The sequence below is a fragment of the Streptomyces sp. NPDC104581 genome, assembly GCF_055583685.1.
The window spans coordinates 1-15,356 of sequence record NZ_JBVJNN010000003.1 but is presented as its reverse complement, the minus strand read 5'-3'; the positions used below and the strand labels follow the sequence as shown (position 1 = coordinate 15,356).

Sequence of the window (15,356 nt, the reverse complement as noted above, 5' to 3'; positions counted from 1 at the left end):
CGGGCGGACCGTTTGCCGGGCTCACGGGCGGCCCCGGTCGCTACTGCCTGCTCAGCGTCCCGGTCGGGTTGCCCGCCGCCTCCTCCGCCGACACGAACCGCAGATCGCCGTCCTCGGTGAGGGTGAACGTCAGCTCGGCGGCCTCCGTGTCCGTGCACATCCCCGCCCTGCCCGGCCGGTCGGGATCCGTGGACTCCTCGACCTTGATCTCCTTCGCTGAGGCGGACACCAGTGTGCCCACCCCGTAGCACTTGGCCTCCACCCTGGCCAGATGGACCCGCCCCATGCCACCGGCACCGAGTCTGCCGAGCAGCCGGTACGCGCCGATGGCGCGGGGCCCGTCCGCGTCGAGCGGCCGCATCCCGACCCCTCCCCGTCCGTGTTCCCCCACCCTCTCAGGACGGGAGCAACTCGACCCGGGGGTCGGCCGGATAGCCGGTCGTGGGTCCGGTACGGCGGGCGAACTCCCGTACCCCCGCGAGCTGGTCGGGACCGAAGCGGAAGTCGAGCGTCGTGAAGTAGCGCTCCAGCAGCTCCGCGTCGAAGGTCTCCCAGCGCGCCGCCTGCTCGGCGACCTTGGCGACCTCCTCCAGCGACACGTCGCGGGAGGCCAGGAACGCCCGGTGCACCTCGCGTACGGTCTCCGGCTCGCGCGCAAGGTAGTCCTTGCGCGCCGCCCACACCGCGAAGACGAACGGCAGCCCCGTCCAGTCCTTCCACATCTGCCCGAGGTCGTGGACCTGGAGCCCGAGGCGGGGCGCGTCGTGCAGGGAGGCGCGCAGGGCCGCGTCACCGATCAGTACGGCCGCGTCCGCCTCCTGCATCATCAGACCGAGGTCGGGCGGGCACGTGTAGTAGTCGGGCGTGACCTCGTACCGCTCGGCGAGCAGCAGCTGCGCGAGCCGTACGGCGGTCCGCGAGGTCGAGCCGAGGGCGACCCGCGCCCCGTCCAGCTCTTCGAGCGGCACCTGCGAAACGATCAGGCAGGACATGACGGGACCGTCGCAGCCGACCGCGAGATCGGGGAATGCGACGAGGTCCTCGGCATTGCGGAGGAATTCGACCACGGTGACGGGACCGATATCGAGATCTCCGCGCACCAGGTGCTCGCTGAGCTTCTCCGGGGTGTCCTTCGTCAGCTCAAGATCGAAGAGGGCTCCTGTTCTGCCGAGGCCCCAGTAAAGGGGGAGGCAGTTCAGGAACTGGATGTGCCCGACGCGCGGCCGGACGCGGGGGTGATCGCTCGGGCCCTGGTCGAGGATTGCTGTGCTTTCAGAGGAGCTGTCCACACCGCGAGGCTAGACCTGTGGGGCGCGCGGGGGCGCACGGGGGCGCCGGGGAGGGCACTCGGGCGAGTCTCCGTCGCACGTCAGGGACCTCTTCGAGAGGCGCGTCGCGTCAGCCCGCCGGGACCCTCGTCAAACGTCCGGGTGAGGTGATCTTTGGGTGATCTTTCCCCCTACCGCTGGCCGTGAGCCGCGTGCTAGGCTCGCCGCAAGTTGCAGTTTGGTTTCCCTTGCAGTACAGAGCCTGCGGAGAATGTGACCCGCGGGCTTTTGTAGTTTTCAGACTTGTTTGCAGGTTCTGGAGCAGGGCAACCCTTTGGCCCAAGGAGGGCTTATGGCTACCGGAACCGTCAAGTGGTTCAACGCTGAAAAGGGCTTCGGCTTCATCGCCCAGGACGGCGGCGGCCCGGATGTCTTCGTCCACTACTCCGCGATCAACGCGACCGGATTCCGCTCCCTCGAGGAGAACCAGGTCGTGAACTTCGACGTCACCCAGGGCCCGAAGGGCCCGCAGGCGGAGAACGTAACCCCGGCCTAGTTGCCCGGTTCGGCAGATCGCGCACGGAAAAACACGCAGTACCAAGGAGCCCTCTCCCCGCATGTCCAGTGCGGGGAGCAGGGCTCCTGCCTTGCCCCGGCCCCACGACGGCCGCCCGCACGGCCCCTCCCGAGGCCACGGTCGCCCCACCCGGCTACCCGTACAGCTCCTCGATCTCCGCCGCGAAGTCCGCCACCACCGCCGGCCGCTTCACCTTCAGCGACGGCGTCAGATGCCCGCCCTCCTCGGTGAAGGACTCCGCAAGCACCCGGAAGCGGCGGATCGACTCCGCCCTGGACACCAGCCGGTTGGCCTCGTCGACCGCCCGTTGCAGCGCCGCGAGCAGATCCCCGTCCGCGACCAGTTCCCCCCGCGTCAGATGCTGCTTCCCCCGCATCCGGCACCAGTGCGCGAGCCCGTCGGACTCCAGGGTGATCAGCGCCGTGACGTACGGGCGGTTGTCCCCGAGCACCAGGCACTGACCGATCAGCGGATGCGCGCGCAGCCAGTCCTCCAGCGGGGCCGGGGCCACGTTCTTGCCGGCCGACGTGATGATGATGTCCTTCTTGCGGCCGGTGATCGTGAGATGGCCGTCGTCGTCCAGCGCGCCCAGATCCCCCGTCGCGAACCAGCCCTCGTCCAGGGCGGGTACGGGCTCACCGCGCGCCATGTCCCAGTAACCGGCGAAGAGCTGACCGCCCCTCAGCAGCACCTCGCCGTCGTCGGCGATCCGTACGGAGGTGCCCGGCAGCGGCCGGCCCACCGTGCCCAGACGGGGCCGCAGTGGCGGCGTCACCGTGGCGGCGGCCGTGGTCTCCGTCAGGCCGTACCCCTCGAAGACCGAGATCCCCGCACCCGCGTAGAACGCGGCGAGCGGACGCCCCAGCGGTGAACCGCCGCAGATCGCCTGCACCACCTTGCCGCCCAGGGCGTTCCGTATCCGCCGGTAGACCAGCGGGTCGTACAGCGCGCGGGCCGCCCGCAGGGCCAGCGACGGCCCCGGCCCCTTACCGGCGGACGCGGCCTCGACAGCCGTCCCGTACGCACGGGCGACCTTCGCGGCCCGGTCGAACGACGAGGCGCGGCCCATCGTCTCGGCCGTGGCACGGCCGGTGTTGAAGACCTTCTCCAGGACGTACGGGACGGCGAGCAGGAACGTCGGCCGGAAGCCCGCCAGATCGGCGATCAGTTCGCCGGTCCGCAGCGACGGCGCGTGCCCGAGCCGCACCCGCGCCCGCAGACAGCCCACCGCGACCATGCGCCCGAAGACATGGGAGAGCGGCAGGAAGAGCAGCGTGGACGCCGGCTCCCTGCTCACCGACTTGAAGACGGGGTGGAGCAGTTCGATGCAGTTGTCCACCTCCGCGAAGAAGTTGCCGTGCGTCAGGGCACAGCCCTTGGGACTGCCCGTGGTGCCGGAGGTGTAGACGAGGGTCGCCAGGGACCCGGGCGAGAGCGCGGCCCGCCGCGCGTCCAGCTCCGCGTCCGGGACCTCCGCGCCCGCGGCGCGCAGTGTGTCGACGGCCCCCGAGTCGAAGATCCAGAGGTGGGCGAGGTCCGGCAGCTGCCGTCGCTCGTGGCCGATCAGCCGCGCCTGCCCGGCGCTCTCGACCGCACAGGCGACGGCGCCGGAGTCCTGGAGGATCCAGCGGGTCTGGAAGGCGGACGAGGTGGGGTAGACCGGCACGGTGACCAGTCCGGCGGCCCAGGCCGCGAAGTCCAGAAGCGTCCACTCGTAGGTCGTACGGGCCATGATCGCGAGCCGGTCACCGGGCCGCAGCCCCTCCGCGATCAGCCCCTTCGCGACGGCACGGACCTCCTCGGCGAACACGGCGGCGGTGACGTCCCCCCAACCGCCGTCCGCCCGCTTCCGGCTGAGGACGGCCTCGTCCGGAGCGACCCGGGCGTTGTCGAAGGGGATGTCGGCGAGGGACCCCTCCACGACGGCCGGTACGAGCGGCGGCAGCGAGACCTGCCGCACGACTCCGTCCACCCACAGCTTCTCGGGCTCGACCTGCGGGAGGCCCGGTGACGTGGACCGCTCCGGGAAGCCCGCGTCATCGGCGGGCGCGTCTGCGGACACGCGGTGATCCCTCATCTCTGCGCGGAGCGGGAGGCTCCGGTCCGGGCCGAGTAAATCCGCAGCGGGTCACGAAATCAAGACAGCGATAATCGGTTGCCCGGCCTCGGGGGCGGTCGGTGCAATGACCGGGCCGGCCGGTGGCCGAAAGGTGCGCCCCGCCCCGGCCGACCGGGCCGGAAACGCACCCACACAGGGGAGACGACCACGTATGAACACGCCACCACCGTCACCCCCGGCCGAGCGGACCGGCGGCACGTCCGTCCGGATCGGCGCTCTCGCCCCGCTCACCCGGCCGGGCTGGACCGAAGCGGGCCGGCATCTCCTCGCCGGGCTCGAACTGGGCGTCCACGAGGTCAACGACACCGGCGGGATCGGCGGCAGACCACTGGAGCTGGTGGTCCGGGACACCTCGGCGGATCCGCGGAAGGCCGAAGCGGCCGTGGACGAGCTGGCCGGCCTGGGCGTGACCGCCCTGGCCGGTGAGTACCACAGCGTCGTCGCCCGCGCCGCCGCCGCCAGGGCCGACGCGCTCGGCCTGCCGTTCCTCTGCTCGTCGGCGGTCCTCGACGCCCTCACCGAACAGCCGGCACGCCAGGTCGCCCGCCTCGCCCCGCCGCAGTCCCGGGGCTGGCGGATCTACGCGGACTTCCTCCTCGGCGCGGGCCACGCCCACCTCGCCGTGGCGACCCAGCCGAGCGTCTACTGGGCGTCCGGCGCCCGCGTCCTGCGGGAGTACCTGGCTCCGCGCGGCGGCACCGTCACCGAACTCGACACACGCGCGCTCACGCCCGCCGCCCTCTGCGACGAACTCGTCGCCAGCGGCGCCACCGCCCTCCTCCTCCTGACCGGCCTCCCGGACCCGGCCGTACCGATCGTCCGGTCCGTACGCCGCGACCCGCGCCTGGCCGGCGTACTGATCGGCGCTCCGGCCGGACAGCCGGAATTCGCCGAATGGCGGGCGTCGCTGGGCGGGGACGGCGCCGCGATCCCGTTCCTGCGCTATCTGCCCGAGCACCCCACCCCGCTCGGCGCACGCGTCGGCGCGGCCCTGCGCGAGCGGACGGAGGGAGCGCCCTCCTTCGTCGCCTTCGAGGGTTACGACACGATCGCCGTCCTCGCCGGCGTGCTGCGCGCCCACGGCACCGACCGGGCCCGTTTCGCCGGGGCCTGGCCGCAGGTCGCGGTCGAGGGCACCCGCGGACCGATCCGCTTCTCCCGCACACCGGGCATCGGTGTCTGGCAGTGGGCCGGGACACCGGTCCAGGTCGTCGACCGGGACCCGGCGGAGCCCGGCCGCTTCCGGGTCCTGCACACCGGCTGACTCCCCCTCACCGGCCGTGAGCCGCTCCAACGGGCCTCAGCCGGACCAGCGTTGGCCGTCCATGAGATTCCCCAGCCCGGTCCACGCGAAGTTCATCAGCGTCGACGCGGCCTCCTTGGCCGAGACGTCCGGCGTCTCGTTCGCCCACCCCGCCAGCGCCTCGGCGGCGCCGACGAGCGCCTGGGCGATCCCCACCACGTCCCGGTCGCCGAGGTCGGCCAGATCGGGCGAGGCGGGCTCGGCGCGGGCCGCGTCGCGGAGCAGGCCCGTCACGAAGGAGACCAACTCCTCCCGCATCCGGCCCACTTCGGCGGCGAAGGGCTCCCCGTGCGTACGGGCCTGCCGGTGCAGCACCGACCAGGCGTCCGGGTTCTCCGCGGTGTGCGCGAAGAACGCGGTGAGCCCCGACCAGAGCTGCTCGTCGGGCGCGATCCCCGGCTCCACGACCCCGGCGCGCACGGCGGCGAGGAGCGCGTCGGCCTCGCGGCGGATGCACGCGGTGAACAGCTCCTCCTTGGAGTTCAGGTACAGATACACCAACGGCTTCGAGACACCGGCCAGTCCGGCGATCTCGTCCATCGAGGCGGCCCGGTAACCGCGCCGCCCGAACGTCACCACCGCGGCGTCCACCATCTGCCGCTCACGCACCTCGCGCGGCATCCGCTTACTCTTCCCCGCGCCTGCGGAACCCACTTGGTCTTCCTCCCACCCACGCCCCGAACCCGATCAAGACTACGTTCAGCGCCGTCCCCGGACGGACACGGCGGCGCCCCCGGCCGAGAGACCGGGGGCGCCGCCGGATGGTGAGGGGCGATCAGCCAAGCGTCAGGCGGGCACCGGGACCGAGGTCTCGCGGCTGTCCACGTCCGACTCGTCGGACTCGTCGATCGGGGACGCCGACGCCGAGTTGTACTTGTCGTGGTCCAGGATCTTCTCGCGGGACGCGACGATGACCGGCACGAGAGCTTGTCCGGCAACGTTCGTCGCCGTGCGCATCATGTCCAGGATCGGGTCGATGGCGATCAGCAGGCCCACGCCCTCCAGCGGCAGACCCAGCGTGGAGAGGGTCAGGGTCAGCATGACCGTGGCGCCGGTGAGGCCGGCCGTGGCCGCCGAGCCGACCACCGAGACGAAGGCGATCAGCAGGTAGTCCTGGATGCCGAGCTGGACGTCGAAGATCTCCGCGATGAAGATCGCCGCCAGCGCCGGGTAGATCGCGGCGCAGCCGTCCATCTTGGTGGTGGCGCCGAACGGGACGGCGAAGCTGGTGTACTCCTTCGGCACGCCGAGCCGCTCGGTGACCCGCACGGTGACGGGCATGGTGCCGACCGAGGAGCGGGAGACGAAGGCGAGCTGGATCGCGGGCCAGGCGCCCTTGAAGAACTGGAGCGGGCTGACCTTGGCGACCGTGGCGAGCAGCAGCGGGTAGACGCCGAACAGGACCAGGGCGCAGCCGATGTAGACGTCGGCGGTGAAGGTCGCGTAGTCGCCGATCAGGTCCCAGCCGTAGTCCGCGATGGCGTAGCCGATGAGGCCGACGGTGCCGATCGGGGCGAGGCGGATGACCCACCACAGGGCCTTCTGGAGCAGTTCGAGCACGGATTCGCTGAGCGCGAGGATGGGGGCGGCGCGGTCGCCGAGCTTGAGTGCGGCGATACCGGCGACGGCGGCCAGGAAGACGATCTGGAGGACGTTCAGCTCGGTGAAGGGGGAGATCACGTCCGTGGGGACGATGCCGGTGAGGAAGTCGATCCAGGAGCCGGAGCCCTCCGGCTTGGCGCCGTCCTTCGGGGTGAGTCCGGTGCCGGAGCCCGGGTTGGTGATCAGGCCGATCAGGATGCCGATCGCGACGGCGATCAGCGAGGTGATCATGAACCAGAGCAGTGTGCGCGATGCCAGCCTGGCGGCGTTGTTGACCTTGCGGAGGTTGGTGATCGACACGAGGATCGCGAAGAAGACCAGCGGGGCGACGGCCAGCTTCAGGAGCTGGACGAAGATGCTGCCTATCTTGTCCAGCGTCGTGTAGAGCCATGAGATGTCCTGGCTGCGGGCGAGCCAGCCGAGTAGGACGCCGAGGACGAGACCGGTGACGATCTGGGCCCAGAACGGGACCCTGGGCAGGGAGAGACCTGGGCCTGAACCGGCCGGCTTGTCGGCCTTGTCGGCCTTGCCGGTGGTGGCGGGCTCGGGATTCGCGGACACGGACACACTCCAGTTGGGCGTACGGGGGTACGGGGACGAGGGGGTGGGGCTGGGGGGTGCGGCGCCCGTGCGTCAGAGGTGGCGCCGCCGCATGAAGCGGGCTCGGATCAGAGCGAGCCGCTACAGACCGCGGACATGCAGCGGCAGAGGTCGACATGCAGGCGCGCCACGAGCGGGACGCTCGCGGCGTGATGGCGCACTGATGTCTTCATGCCCAGTACATTAACACCGGGGCTTATGGAGACTCAAAGGTCTACTTTGAGGCACGGATGCGCCAACTGCCCCTGGAAACACCGATGCCCCAGCTCGGATACGGCTGGGGCGGGCGGGATCGGCGTACGGGTGTGACGAAGCTTACGCGGCGCTTATACAGGGCGGACCGGCTCCGAGCGGGCGGGCCGGGCCCCTCACGGGACGTCCGGACGCCGAGCGGGCCCGGCCGGCGTCCTACTGGGTCGCGCCGTCCTCCTGCGCGCGGTTCGCCTCGAGCCTGGCCTTGGCGCTGTCGACCTTGCCGACGATCTGCGCGGACATCTCGTCGCGCTGCTTGCGGAGCAGGATGAAGCTGAGCGGCGCGGAGACGACGAGCGCGAGCAGCAGCACCCAGACGAAGTTGGAGTCCCCGAGGCCCTTGGGCAGCACGCCGAACTGGACCAGGGCGGCGACAACCACGAAGCTGCCGACGAAGATGCCCAGGCGCATCGCGGTGTAGCGGATCGTGGCGCTCGTTCTGGCGGCGGTCACGGCGGCCCTCTCTCCTCGTGCTCCTCGTTGCGGCGTACGGCAGGGCGTACGACACCCAGTGAAGCACGCCGCCCGGCGTCCCATATCGGGGGGTTGGCTCAGCGCAGCGGCAGCAGCATCGTGATGTCGTCGCGGTCGTCGCCGGGCGCCACCCGTATCGCGTCGGGCACCCGTCCGACCTCCTTGTAGCCGCACGAGGCGTAGAAGCCGTCCACGCCGGTACCGCCCCGGCAGGTGAGCCGTATCGCCTCGACGCCGTCGAAGCCGCGGGCGGCGTCGGCCGCGGCGTGCATCAGGTCCCGGCCGTAGCCCTTGCCCTGGTGGCGCGGGTGGACCATCACCGTGTACAGCCAGACCCAGTGCCGCATCAGCCGGTGGGTGTTGTACGTGAGGAAGGCCGTGGCCGCCACGGCGCCGTCCTCGTCCAGCCCGACGAGCAGCCGGGTCCGGCCCTCGGCGATCGACACGAGGTGCCTGACCAGTTCGGCGCGTACGTCGTCGGGGTTCACCGGCGGCACGAAACCGACCGCGCCGCCCGCGTCGGAGACGTCCGTCCAGAGCGCGACGACGCCTTCGCGCAGGGCGGGGTCGACGGGCGGGTCCAGGATGAACGTAAGCGGCATTCCGCAACGGTAACCATTACCCGGCCCTGTGCTCAACCCCGTTCCGAAACGCGAGAAGCCCCAGCTCAGCGAGCTGGGGCCGCTCAACGGAAGGCAGCCGGAGGTTGCCGGAGTTTCAGAGTCGCATCGGCTGCGGGGTCTCTCGACGGTCGTCGTCGGGGCCCGGGTACTCCCGGATGATCTCGTAGCGCGTGTTGCGCTCGACGGGCCGGAAGCCGGCGTCGCGGATCAGGTCGAGCAGGTCTTCACGGCCGAGCTTGTTCGGCGTGCCGTAGTTGTCCGCGTCGTGCGTGATCTTGTACTCGACGACCGAGCCGTCCATGTCGTCCGCACCGTGCTGGAGGGCGAGCTGGGCGGTCTGGACGCCGTGCATCACCCAGAAGACCTTGACGTGCGGGACGTTGTCGAACAGCAGCCGGGAGACGGCGAACGTCTTCAGCGCCTCGGCGCCGGTGGCCATCGTCGTACGCGCCTGGAGGCGGTTGCGGATCTTGCCGTCCTGCATGTCCACGAAGTCGTGCTGGTAGCGCAGCGGGATGAAGACCTGGAAACCGCCGGTCTCGTCCTGGAGTTCACGCAGCCGCAGTACGTGGTCGACCCGGTGCCTGGGCTCCTCGATGTGGCCGTACAGCATCGTGCACGGGGTCTTGAGACCCTTCTCGTGCGCGAGCCGGTGGATGCGCGACCAGTCCTCCCAGTGGGTGCGGTGGTCGACGATGTGCTGCCGGATCTCCCAGTCGAAGATCTCGGCGCCGCCGCCCGTCAGGGATTCGAGCCCCGCGTCGATCAGTTCGTCGAGGATCTCACTGGCCGTCAGCCCGGAGATGGTCTCGAAGTGGTGAATCTCGGTGGCCGTGAACGCCTTCAGCGAGACCTCCGGCAGCGCCTCCTTGAGAGCCTTCAGCGAGCGCGGGTAGTAGCGCCAAGGAAGCGTCGGGTGCAGCCCGTTGACGATGTGCAGCTCGGTGAGGTTCTCGCCGCGCATCTCCGTGGCGAGGCGGACCGCCTCCTCGATGCGCATGGTGTACGCGTCCTTCTCGCCCGGCTTGCGCTGGAACGAGCAGTACGCGCACGACGCGGTGCACACGTTCGTCATGTTGAGGTGACGGTTGACGTTGAAGTGGACGACGTCACCGTTCTTGCGCGTCCGCACCTCGTGCGCGAGACCGCCGAGCCAGGCCAGATCGTCCGACTCGTAGAGGGCGATTCCGTCCTCACGGGTCAGCCGTTCACCGGCTCTGACCTTCTCCTCCAACTCGCGCTTGAGCCCCACATCCATGACAGATGCAGTCATGCGGCGCCTCCCACTGTGTGTGTCATATGTCCGCCGAACGCCCGGTTATCAGACTCCACCAACCGTACGCCTACGTTTCGTCGGGCAGTTCGCCGACCCGGTTCTCCCACTTGGTGGAGAGCACGATGGTCGTACGGGTCCGCGAGACGCCCTTCGTACTGCCGAGGCGGCGGATCGTCTTCTCCAGACCGTCGACGTCCCCGGCCCGGACCTTGAGCATGTACGAGTCGTCGCCCGCGATGAACCAGCAGTCCTCGATCTCGCTCAGACCGCGCAGTCGGTGCGCGACGTCCTCGTGGTCGGCGGCGTCGGAGAGCGAGATGCCGATCAGCGCGGTGACGCCGAGGCCCAGCGAGGCCGAGTCGACGGTGGCGCGGTAACCGATGATGACGCCCGCGGCCTCCAGCCGGTTGATGCGGTCGGTGACGCTGGGTCCGGAGAGCCCCACGAGCCGGCCGAGTTCGGCGTACGAAGCTCTGCCGTTCTCTCTGAGGGCCTGGATGAGCTGTCTATCCACGGCGTCCATATGCCTGAAGCCTTCCATTGTTCAGCAATCTCGCAAGTTGATAGATGCAATCTAAGGCAGTGCGGCGATGTGAGGGGCGATTCGGGCTAGCGCGCTCCGGAGTCCGGCGCCGGGCCGGGCCCGGTACGGGAGCCGCCCGGGTCCCTGACCCGGCCCAGCTCCCCTTCCCAGCGGCGGTAGAGGCGGTGCGGCACCCCGGCCGCGTCCAGCACGCGTCCGGCCACGAAGTCCACCAGGTCCTGGATGTGCGTCGCTCCCGCGTAGAAGCCCGGGGACGCGGGCAGCACGACGGCGCCCGCCCCGTCCAGGGTCACCAGATGCCTCAGGGTCTGCCCGCCCAGGGGGGTCTCCCGTACGGCGACCACCAGCGGGCGGCGCTCCTTGAGCGTGACGCTCGCCGCGCGTTGCAGCAGGTCCTTCGAGAGCCCGAGCGCGACGCCCGCCACACAGGCCGTCGAGGCGGGAACGATCAGCATCCCCCTGACCGGGTACGACCCCGAGGACGGCCCGGCCGCCAGATCACCGGCGGCCCAGTGCCGTACGTCCGACACGTCGGGGGCGAAGGTGTCCGGCTTCCCGTCGGCGCCCCGGGCCAGCCACGTCCGCAGATCGTCCCGCCAGTGCGCGTCCCGGAAGGAGATCCCCGTCTCGTCGAGCAGCGTGAGGCGGGACGCCCGGCTGACGATCAGGTCGACGCTCTCGCCGGCGTCGAGCAGCCCGCGCAGCACCGCCGCCGCGTACGGGGTCCCCGACGCGCCGGAGACTCCGACGACCCACGGCCGCCGGGGCCGCGCCGTGGGCGGCTCGGCCCGCCGCTCGTCCCGCCGCTCGTGCTCGCGGTCCTCGTGGTCCTCGTGGTCCGATCCGGGTTTCACGCGTCCGACCCTATCCGGCGCCCCGAAGCAGGAACCGGGGACGGTGCCCCGCGCGTTCCAGGGGTGGGAACGCGAGACCCGTTGGGGGGCGAGATGCCGGATTCATCCATCGACAGGACCGCGGTGCGCCGTATCAAGGCGGCCGCCGGTCTCATGCTGGGCTGGGTCGCGCTGCTCTGGGTCCTGGAGGCCGTGGACACCTCGACGGGCGCGCTGGGCACGTACGGGCTGAGCCCGCGTGAGCTGGGCGAGCTGCGCGACGTCATCCCGATGGCCTTCCTGCACCACGGCTTCGACCATCTCGCGTCGAACGCGGTGCCGCTGCTGGTGCTCGGCTTCCTCGCGGCGCTCAGCGGGATAGGCCGCTTCCTGCGCGTCGTCCTCACGATCATGGTGGTCGGCGGTCTGGGCGTCTGGCTGACGGCCGCGGAGAACTCGGTGACGGCGGGCGCATCGGGCGTGGTCTTCGGACTGCTCGGCTATCTGCTGGTCCGCGGTTTCGTGAACCGCAGCGCGGTGGACATCGTGGTGGGTCTGCTGGTCCTGGTGATGTACGGCTCCGCGCTGTGGGGCGTGCTGCCGACGAACCCGTCCGTGAGCTGGCAGGGCCATCTCTTCGGGCTGATCGGCGGCGTGGTGGCGGCGTTCGTGTTCCGCCGCCCCAAGCGCCCGGCGGGCGCGCTCATGTCCTGACCGCCGGGCCGCCCCCCGGTGTGGCGGGGGCGGCTGATCGGGTCCGGGGTGCTCCCCGGGCCCGGGGGCTCCCGGGGTCGGTCAGACCGTCAGACCGCGGACGAGCAGATCGAGCAGCGCGCAGATGAACAGCGCCATCCCGATGAAGCCGTTCACGGTGAAGAAGGCCCGGTTGAGCCGGGACAGATCGTTCGGCTTCACGACCTGGTGCTCGTAGAGGAACGCGGCGCCAACGATCAGCAGGCCGATCCAGAAGAACAGGCCCGCGTCGGTGGCCAGCGCGTACCAGACCAGCAGGGCGGTGGTCACGGCGTGCGAGACCCGTGCGCCGTACAGCGCGGCGGGAATGCCGAAGCGCGCCGGGACGGACTTCACACCGTGCGCCCGGTCCGCCTCGACGTCCTGGCTGCCGAAGATCAGGTCGAAGCCGCCGATCCAGATGCCGACGGCGAGACCGAGGATCACCGCGTCCCAGGACCACTCGCCCGTGACGGCGATCCAGGCGCCGACCGGGCCCATGGCCTGGGCGAGGCCGAGGATGGCGTGCGGGAAGTTCGTGAAGCGCTTCCCGTACGGATAGACGACCATCGGGACCACGGCGACGGGTGCGAGCACCAGACAGAGCGGGTTCAGCAGCGCGGCGGCGCCGAGGAACACCGCGAGCGCGACGAGCGCGCCCGTCCACGCGGAGCGCACCGAGACCGCGCCGGTGACCAACTCCCGGTTGGCGGTACGGGGGTTACGGGCGTCGATCTCGCGGTCGATGATCCGGTTGCAGGCCATCGCGAAGGTCCGCAGACCCACCATCGCGACGGTGACGAGCAGCAGCCGCCCCCAGTGGATGTTCCGGTCGAGCTGGAACATGGCCGTCAGCGAGGCGATGTAGGCGAACGGCAGCGCGAAGACCGAGTGCTCGATCATCACGAGCCGCAGGAACGCCCGCGTCCTGCTGCCGGACGGCGCGGGGTCGGGCCGGCCTTGTCGTCCCTGCCCGACGAGTCGGTCGGCTCCCTCTGCGGCACTGCTCACAGGCCGTACTCCCTCCAGCGCTTCGTCACCCGGTCCGCGGTCTCCGGGTCGGACTCGACCATCTCCGGCCAGCCGCCGTCCCGCGTGTACCCCTCCTCGGGGAGTTTGCGCGTGGCGTCGATACCGGCCTTGCCGCCCCAGAACTGCTGGTACGAGGAGTGGTCGAGGTGGTCGACCGGGCCCTCCACGACCGTCAGGTCCCGCGAGTAGTCGGTGTTGCCCAGCGCCCGCCAGGACACCTCGTGCAGATTGTGGACGTCGCAGTCCGCGTCGACGACGACGATCAGTTTGGTGAGGGACATCATGTGCGCGCCCCAGATGGCGTGCATCACCTTCTGCGCGTGCTTCGGGTACTTCTTGTCGATCGCGACGATCGCGCAGTTGTGGAAGCCGCCCGACTCGGGCAGGTGGTAGTCGACGATGTCGGGCACGATGATCTTGAGCAGCGGCAGGAAGAACCGTTCCGTCGCACGCCCCAGCGGGCCGTCCTCCGTCGGCGGCCGGCCGACCACGATCGACTGGAGCAGCGGGCGCTTGCGCATCGTCACACAGTCGATGGTCAGCGCGGGGAAGGGTTCCTGCGGTGTGTAGAAGCCGGTGTGGTCGCCGAACGGCCCCTCCGGCAGCATCTCGCCCGGCTCCAGCCAGCCCTCGATGACGACCTCGGCGTTGGCCGGCACCTGGAGCGGCACCGTACGGCAGTCGACCATCTCGATCCGCTTGCCCTGGACGAAGCCGGCGAAGAGGTACTCGTCGATGTCACCGGGCAGCGGGGCGGTGGAGGCGTACGTCACGGCGGGCGGGCAGCCGAAGGCGATCGCGACGGGCAGCCGTTCACCGCGCCTGGCGGCGACCTGGTAGTGGTTGGCGCTGTCCTTGTGGATCTGCCAGTGCATGCCGATGGTGCGCTTGTCGTGGCGCTGGAGCCGGTAGAGCCCGAGGTTGCGGACGCCGGTCTCCGGGTGTTTGGTGTGGGTCAGACCGAGGTTGAAGAACGATCCGCCGTCCTCGGGCCAGGTGAAGAGCGCGGGCAGCCGGTCCAGGTCGACGTCGTCACCGGTGAGGACGACCTCCTGCACGGGCGCGCTGCCGGGCTTCACCTTCTTCGGCGGCACGTGGGTCATCGTGCCGAGCTTCCCGAACGCCTCGCGCACACCCACGAAGCCCTGCGGCAGTTCGGGCTTGAGCAGCCCGCCGATCTTCTCGCTGATGTCCGTGTACGCCTTGAGCCCGAGCGCCTTGAGCAGCCGGCGGTCCGTCCCGTACACGTTCATCGCCAGGGGCATGTCCGAGCCCTTGACGTTCTCGAAGAGAAGCGCGGGACCGCCGGCCTTGTTCACCCGGTCGACGATCTCACCGACTTCCAGATACGGATCGACCTCGGCCTTGATGCGCTTGAGGTCACCGTCGCGCTCCAGCGCCCGGAGCAGAGAGCGAAGATCGTCGTAAGCCATGCGGTCCAGTATCTGCTACTCGCTACCCTGGACCTGTAACCGGGGCCACCGCTCCGTACTCGATCTCCATTCCCAGGGGGACCGCCATGCTTCGGGTGCTGATGATTCTGGTGCCGCTGGCTCTCAGCATCTACGCGTTCATCGACTGCATCACCACCGACGAGAAGGACGTCCGCCACATCCCCAAGCCCATCTGGGCCGTTCTGGTGCTGCTCTTCCCGCTGGTCGGCTCGATCGCCTGGCTGATCGTGGGCAGGAAGCCCACGGCCGGTACGGGGTCGGCGGGCCGCCGCGGCGGGTGGGTCGCGCCCGACGACAACCCCGAATTCCTGAAGTCCCTTGAGAAGAACGGCGGCGGCGACCAGGGCGGCGGGGACGGGACCGGGGAAGCCGTGAAGGACGGGACGAAGCCGGCCGCGGACACGGACGCGGCGGCCGAGTTGGAGCGGCGTGAGGCCGATCTGCGGCGCCGCGAGGCCGAGATCGAGCGCCGCGAGAAGGGCGGCAGCGCCGACGACGTCCCGCCCGCGAGCTGAGACCGCGGGCCGGGCGGGCGGTACCGCGCCGCATCCGGAACCAGGTCCAGGTCGCCACGTCCAGGTCCACGACTGCGGGGGGGGGGGGGGGGGGGGGGGGGGGGGGGGGGGGGGGGGGGGGGGGGGGGGTGTGGGGGGGGGGGGGTTTGCTT

General features: G+C 70.5%; 16 protein-coding genes. 4 read left to right on the top strand and 12 right to left on the bottom strand.

The features are described 5' to 3' along the window. Positions 1–40 precede the first annotated feature (40 nt). Together ACZ61E_RS03275 and ACZ61E_RS03270 are read right to left on the bottom strand one after the other, a co-directional pair. Complete coding sequence (locus ACZ61E_RS03275; RefSeq protein ID WP_469697586.1) at positions 41–361, bottom strand: hypothetical protein; 321 nt, start codon at positions 359–361, stop codon at positions 41–43. A 34-nt stretch (positions 362–395) separates the two neighbouring features. Then, a complete protein-coding gene (locus tag ACZ61E_RS03270) occupies positions 396–1,289 on the bottom strand; it encodes a menaquinone biosynthetic enzyme MqnA/MqnD family protein (protein WP_469697161.1) in 894 nt (297 codons plus the stop codon). A 331-nt stretch (positions 1,290–1,620) separates the two neighbouring features. On the opposite strand from ACZ61E_RS03270, the gene ACZ61E_RS03265 reads away from it, so the two are divergent. Further along, complete coding sequence (locus tag ACZ61E_RS03265; protein ID WP_017948713.1) at positions 1,621–1,824, top strand: cold-shock protein; 204 nt, start codon at positions 1,621–1,623, stop codon at positions 1,822–1,824. Positions 1,825–1,978: 154 nt separating this feature from the next. Here ACZ61E_RS03265 and ACZ61E_RS03260 read toward each other — a convergent pair whose 3' ends face one another. Further along, complete coding sequence (locus ACZ61E_RS03260; protein ID WP_469697160.1) at positions 1,979–3,922, bottom strand: AMP-dependent synthetase/ligase; 1,944 nt, start codon at positions 3,920–3,922, stop codon at positions 1,979–1,981. A 193-nt stretch (positions 3,923–4,115) separates the two neighbouring features. On the opposite strand from ACZ61E_RS03260, the gene ACZ61E_RS03255 reads away from it, so the two are divergent. After that, entirely contained in the window at positions 4,116–5,228 is a 1,113-nt protein-coding gene (locus ACZ61E_RS03255; RefSeq protein WP_469697159.1) for an ABC transporter substrate-binding protein, read from the top strand. 36 nt (positions 5,229–5,264) lie between these two features. On the opposite strand, the gene ACZ61E_RS03250 is transcribed toward ACZ61E_RS03255, so the two are convergent. From ACZ61E_RS03250 to ACZ61E_RS03220, 7 genes are all read right to left on the bottom strand, one after another. Continuing rightward, on the bottom strand, positions 5,265–5,888 hold the full coding sequence (locus tag ACZ61E_RS03250; protein ID WP_469697158.1) for a TetR/AcrR family transcriptional regulator: 624 nt from the start codon (positions 5,886–5,888) through the stop codon (positions 5,265–5,267). Positions 5,889–6,053: 165 nt separating this feature from the next. Next, positions 6,054–7,430, bottom strand: a complete 1,377-nt coding sequence (locus tag ACZ61E_RS03245) for a dicarboxylate/amino acid:cation symporter (protein ID WP_469697156.1) — start codon at positions 7,428–7,430, stop codon at positions 6,054–6,056. A 447-nt stretch (positions 7,431–7,877) separates the two neighbouring features. Then, positions 7,878–8,174 carry a DUF4229 domain-containing protein gene (locus ACZ61E_RS03240; protein ID WP_469697155.1) on the bottom strand — a complete coding sequence of 99 codons (297 nt, stop codon included), beginning with the start codon at positions 8,172–8,174 and terminating at the stop codon, positions 7,878–7,880. Between the two features lie 98 nt (positions 8,175–8,272). Further along, positions 8,273–8,797 carry a GNAT family N-acetyltransferase gene (locus tag ACZ61E_RS03235; RefSeq protein ID WP_469697153.1) on the bottom strand — a complete coding sequence of 175 codons (525 nt, stop codon included), beginning with the start codon at positions 8,795–8,797 and terminating at the stop codon, positions 8,273–8,275. A gap of 115 nt (positions 8,798–8,912) precedes the next feature. Further along, on the bottom strand, positions 8,913–10,076 hold the full coding sequence (mqnE, locus tag ACZ61E_RS03230; RefSeq protein ID WP_469697564.1) for an aminofutalosine synthase MqnE: 1,164 nt from the start codon (positions 10,074–10,076) through the stop codon (positions 8,913–8,915). A gap of 85 nt (positions 10,077–10,161) precedes the next feature. Beyond that, on the bottom strand, positions 10,162–10,617 hold the full coding sequence (locus tag ACZ61E_RS03225; RefSeq protein WP_023539462.1) for an Lrp/AsnC family transcriptional regulator: 456 nt from the start codon (positions 10,615–10,617) through the stop codon (positions 10,162–10,164). Between the two features lie 86 nt (positions 10,618–10,703). Continuing rightward, positions 10,704–11,492: a UbiX family flavin prenyltransferase gene (locus tag ACZ61E_RS03220; protein ID WP_469697151.1), complete on the bottom strand. Its 789-nt coding sequence runs from the start codon at positions 11,490–11,492 to the stop codon at positions 10,704–10,706. Positions 11,493–11,585: 93 nt separating this feature from the next. Between ACZ61E_RS03220 and ACZ61E_RS03215 the strand changes: the two genes are divergently transcribed. Continuing rightward, positions 11,586–12,185, top strand: a complete 600-nt coding sequence (locus tag ACZ61E_RS03215; RefSeq protein WP_469697150.1) for a rhomboid family intramembrane serine protease — start codon at positions 11,586–11,588, stop codon at positions 12,183–12,185. Between the two features lie 81 nt (positions 12,186–12,266). Here ACZ61E_RS03215 and mqnP read toward each other — a convergent pair whose 3' ends face one another. Then, positions 12,267–13,214 carry a menaquinone biosynthesis prenyltransferase MqnP gene (mqnP, locus tag ACZ61E_RS03210; RefSeq protein WP_469697148.1) on the bottom strand — a complete coding sequence of 316 codons (948 nt, stop codon included), beginning with the start codon at positions 13,212–13,214 and terminating at the stop codon, positions 12,267–12,269. Continuing rightward, on the bottom strand, positions 13,211–14,668 hold the full coding sequence (locus ACZ61E_RS03205) for a menaquinone biosynthesis decarboxylase (protein ID WP_469697146.1): 1,458 nt from the start codon (positions 14,666–14,668) through the stop codon (positions 13,211–13,213). The genes mqnP and ACZ61E_RS03205 overlap by 4 nt, the downstream gene beginning before the upstream one ends. A gap of 86 nt (positions 14,669–14,754) precedes the next feature. Here ACZ61E_RS03205 and ACZ61E_RS03200 point away from each other — a divergent pair, with 86 nt between their 5' ends. After that, a complete protein-coding gene (locus ACZ61E_RS03200; protein ID WP_469697144.1) occupies positions 14,755–15,204 on the top strand; it encodes a PLD nuclease N-terminal domain-containing protein in 450 nt (149 codons plus the stop codon). Positions 15,205–15,356 lie beyond the last annotated feature (152 nt).

Excerpts from the sequence above, each read along its gene's own strand:
- ACZ61E_RS03275 (WP_469697586.1), bottom strand. The coding sequence starts at position 361 with ATGCGGCCGCTCGACGCGGACGGGCCCCGCGCCATCGGCGCGTACCGG.
- ACZ61E_RS03265 (WP_017948713.1), top strand. The coding sequence starts at position 1,621 with ATGGCTACCGGAACCGTCAAGTGGTTCAACGCTGAAAAGGGCTTCGGC.
- ACZ61E_RS03260 (WP_469697160.1), bottom strand. The coding sequence starts at position 3,922 with ATGAGGGATCACCGCGTGTCCGCAGACGCGCCCGCCGATGACGCGGGC.
- ACZ61E_RS03255 (WP_469697159.1), top strand. The coding sequence starts at position 4,116 with ATGAACACGCCACCACCGTCACCCCCGGCCGAGCGGACCGGCGGCACG.
- ACZ61E_RS03250 (WP_469697158.1), bottom strand. The coding sequence starts at position 5,888 with ATGCCGCGCGAGGTGCGTGAGCGGCAGATGGTGGACGCCGCGGTGGTG.
- ACZ61E_RS03235 (WP_469697153.1), bottom strand. The coding sequence starts at position 8,797 with ATGCCGCTTACGTTCATCCTGGACCCGCCCGTCGACCCCGCCCTGCGC.
- mqnE (WP_469697564.1), bottom strand. The coding sequence starts at position 10,076 with ATGGATGTGGGGCTCAAGCGCGAGTTGGAGGAGAAGGTCAGAGCCGGT.
- ACZ61E_RS03225 (WP_023539462.1), bottom strand. The coding sequence starts at position 10,617 with ATGGACGCCGTGGATAGACAGCTCATCCAGGCCCTCAGAGAGAACGGC.
- ACZ61E_RS03215 (WP_469697150.1), top strand. The coding sequence starts at position 11,586 with ATGCCGGATTCATCCATCGACAGGACCGCGGTGCGCCGTATCAAGGCG.
- ACZ61E_RS03205 (WP_469697146.1), bottom strand. The coding sequence starts at position 14,668 with ATGGCTTACGACGATCTTCGCTCTCTGCTCCGGGCGCTGGAGCGCGAC.
- ACZ61E_RS03200 (WP_469697144.1), top strand. The coding sequence starts at position 14,755 with ATGCTTCGGGTGCTGATGATTCTGGTGCCGCTGGCTCTCAGCATCTAC.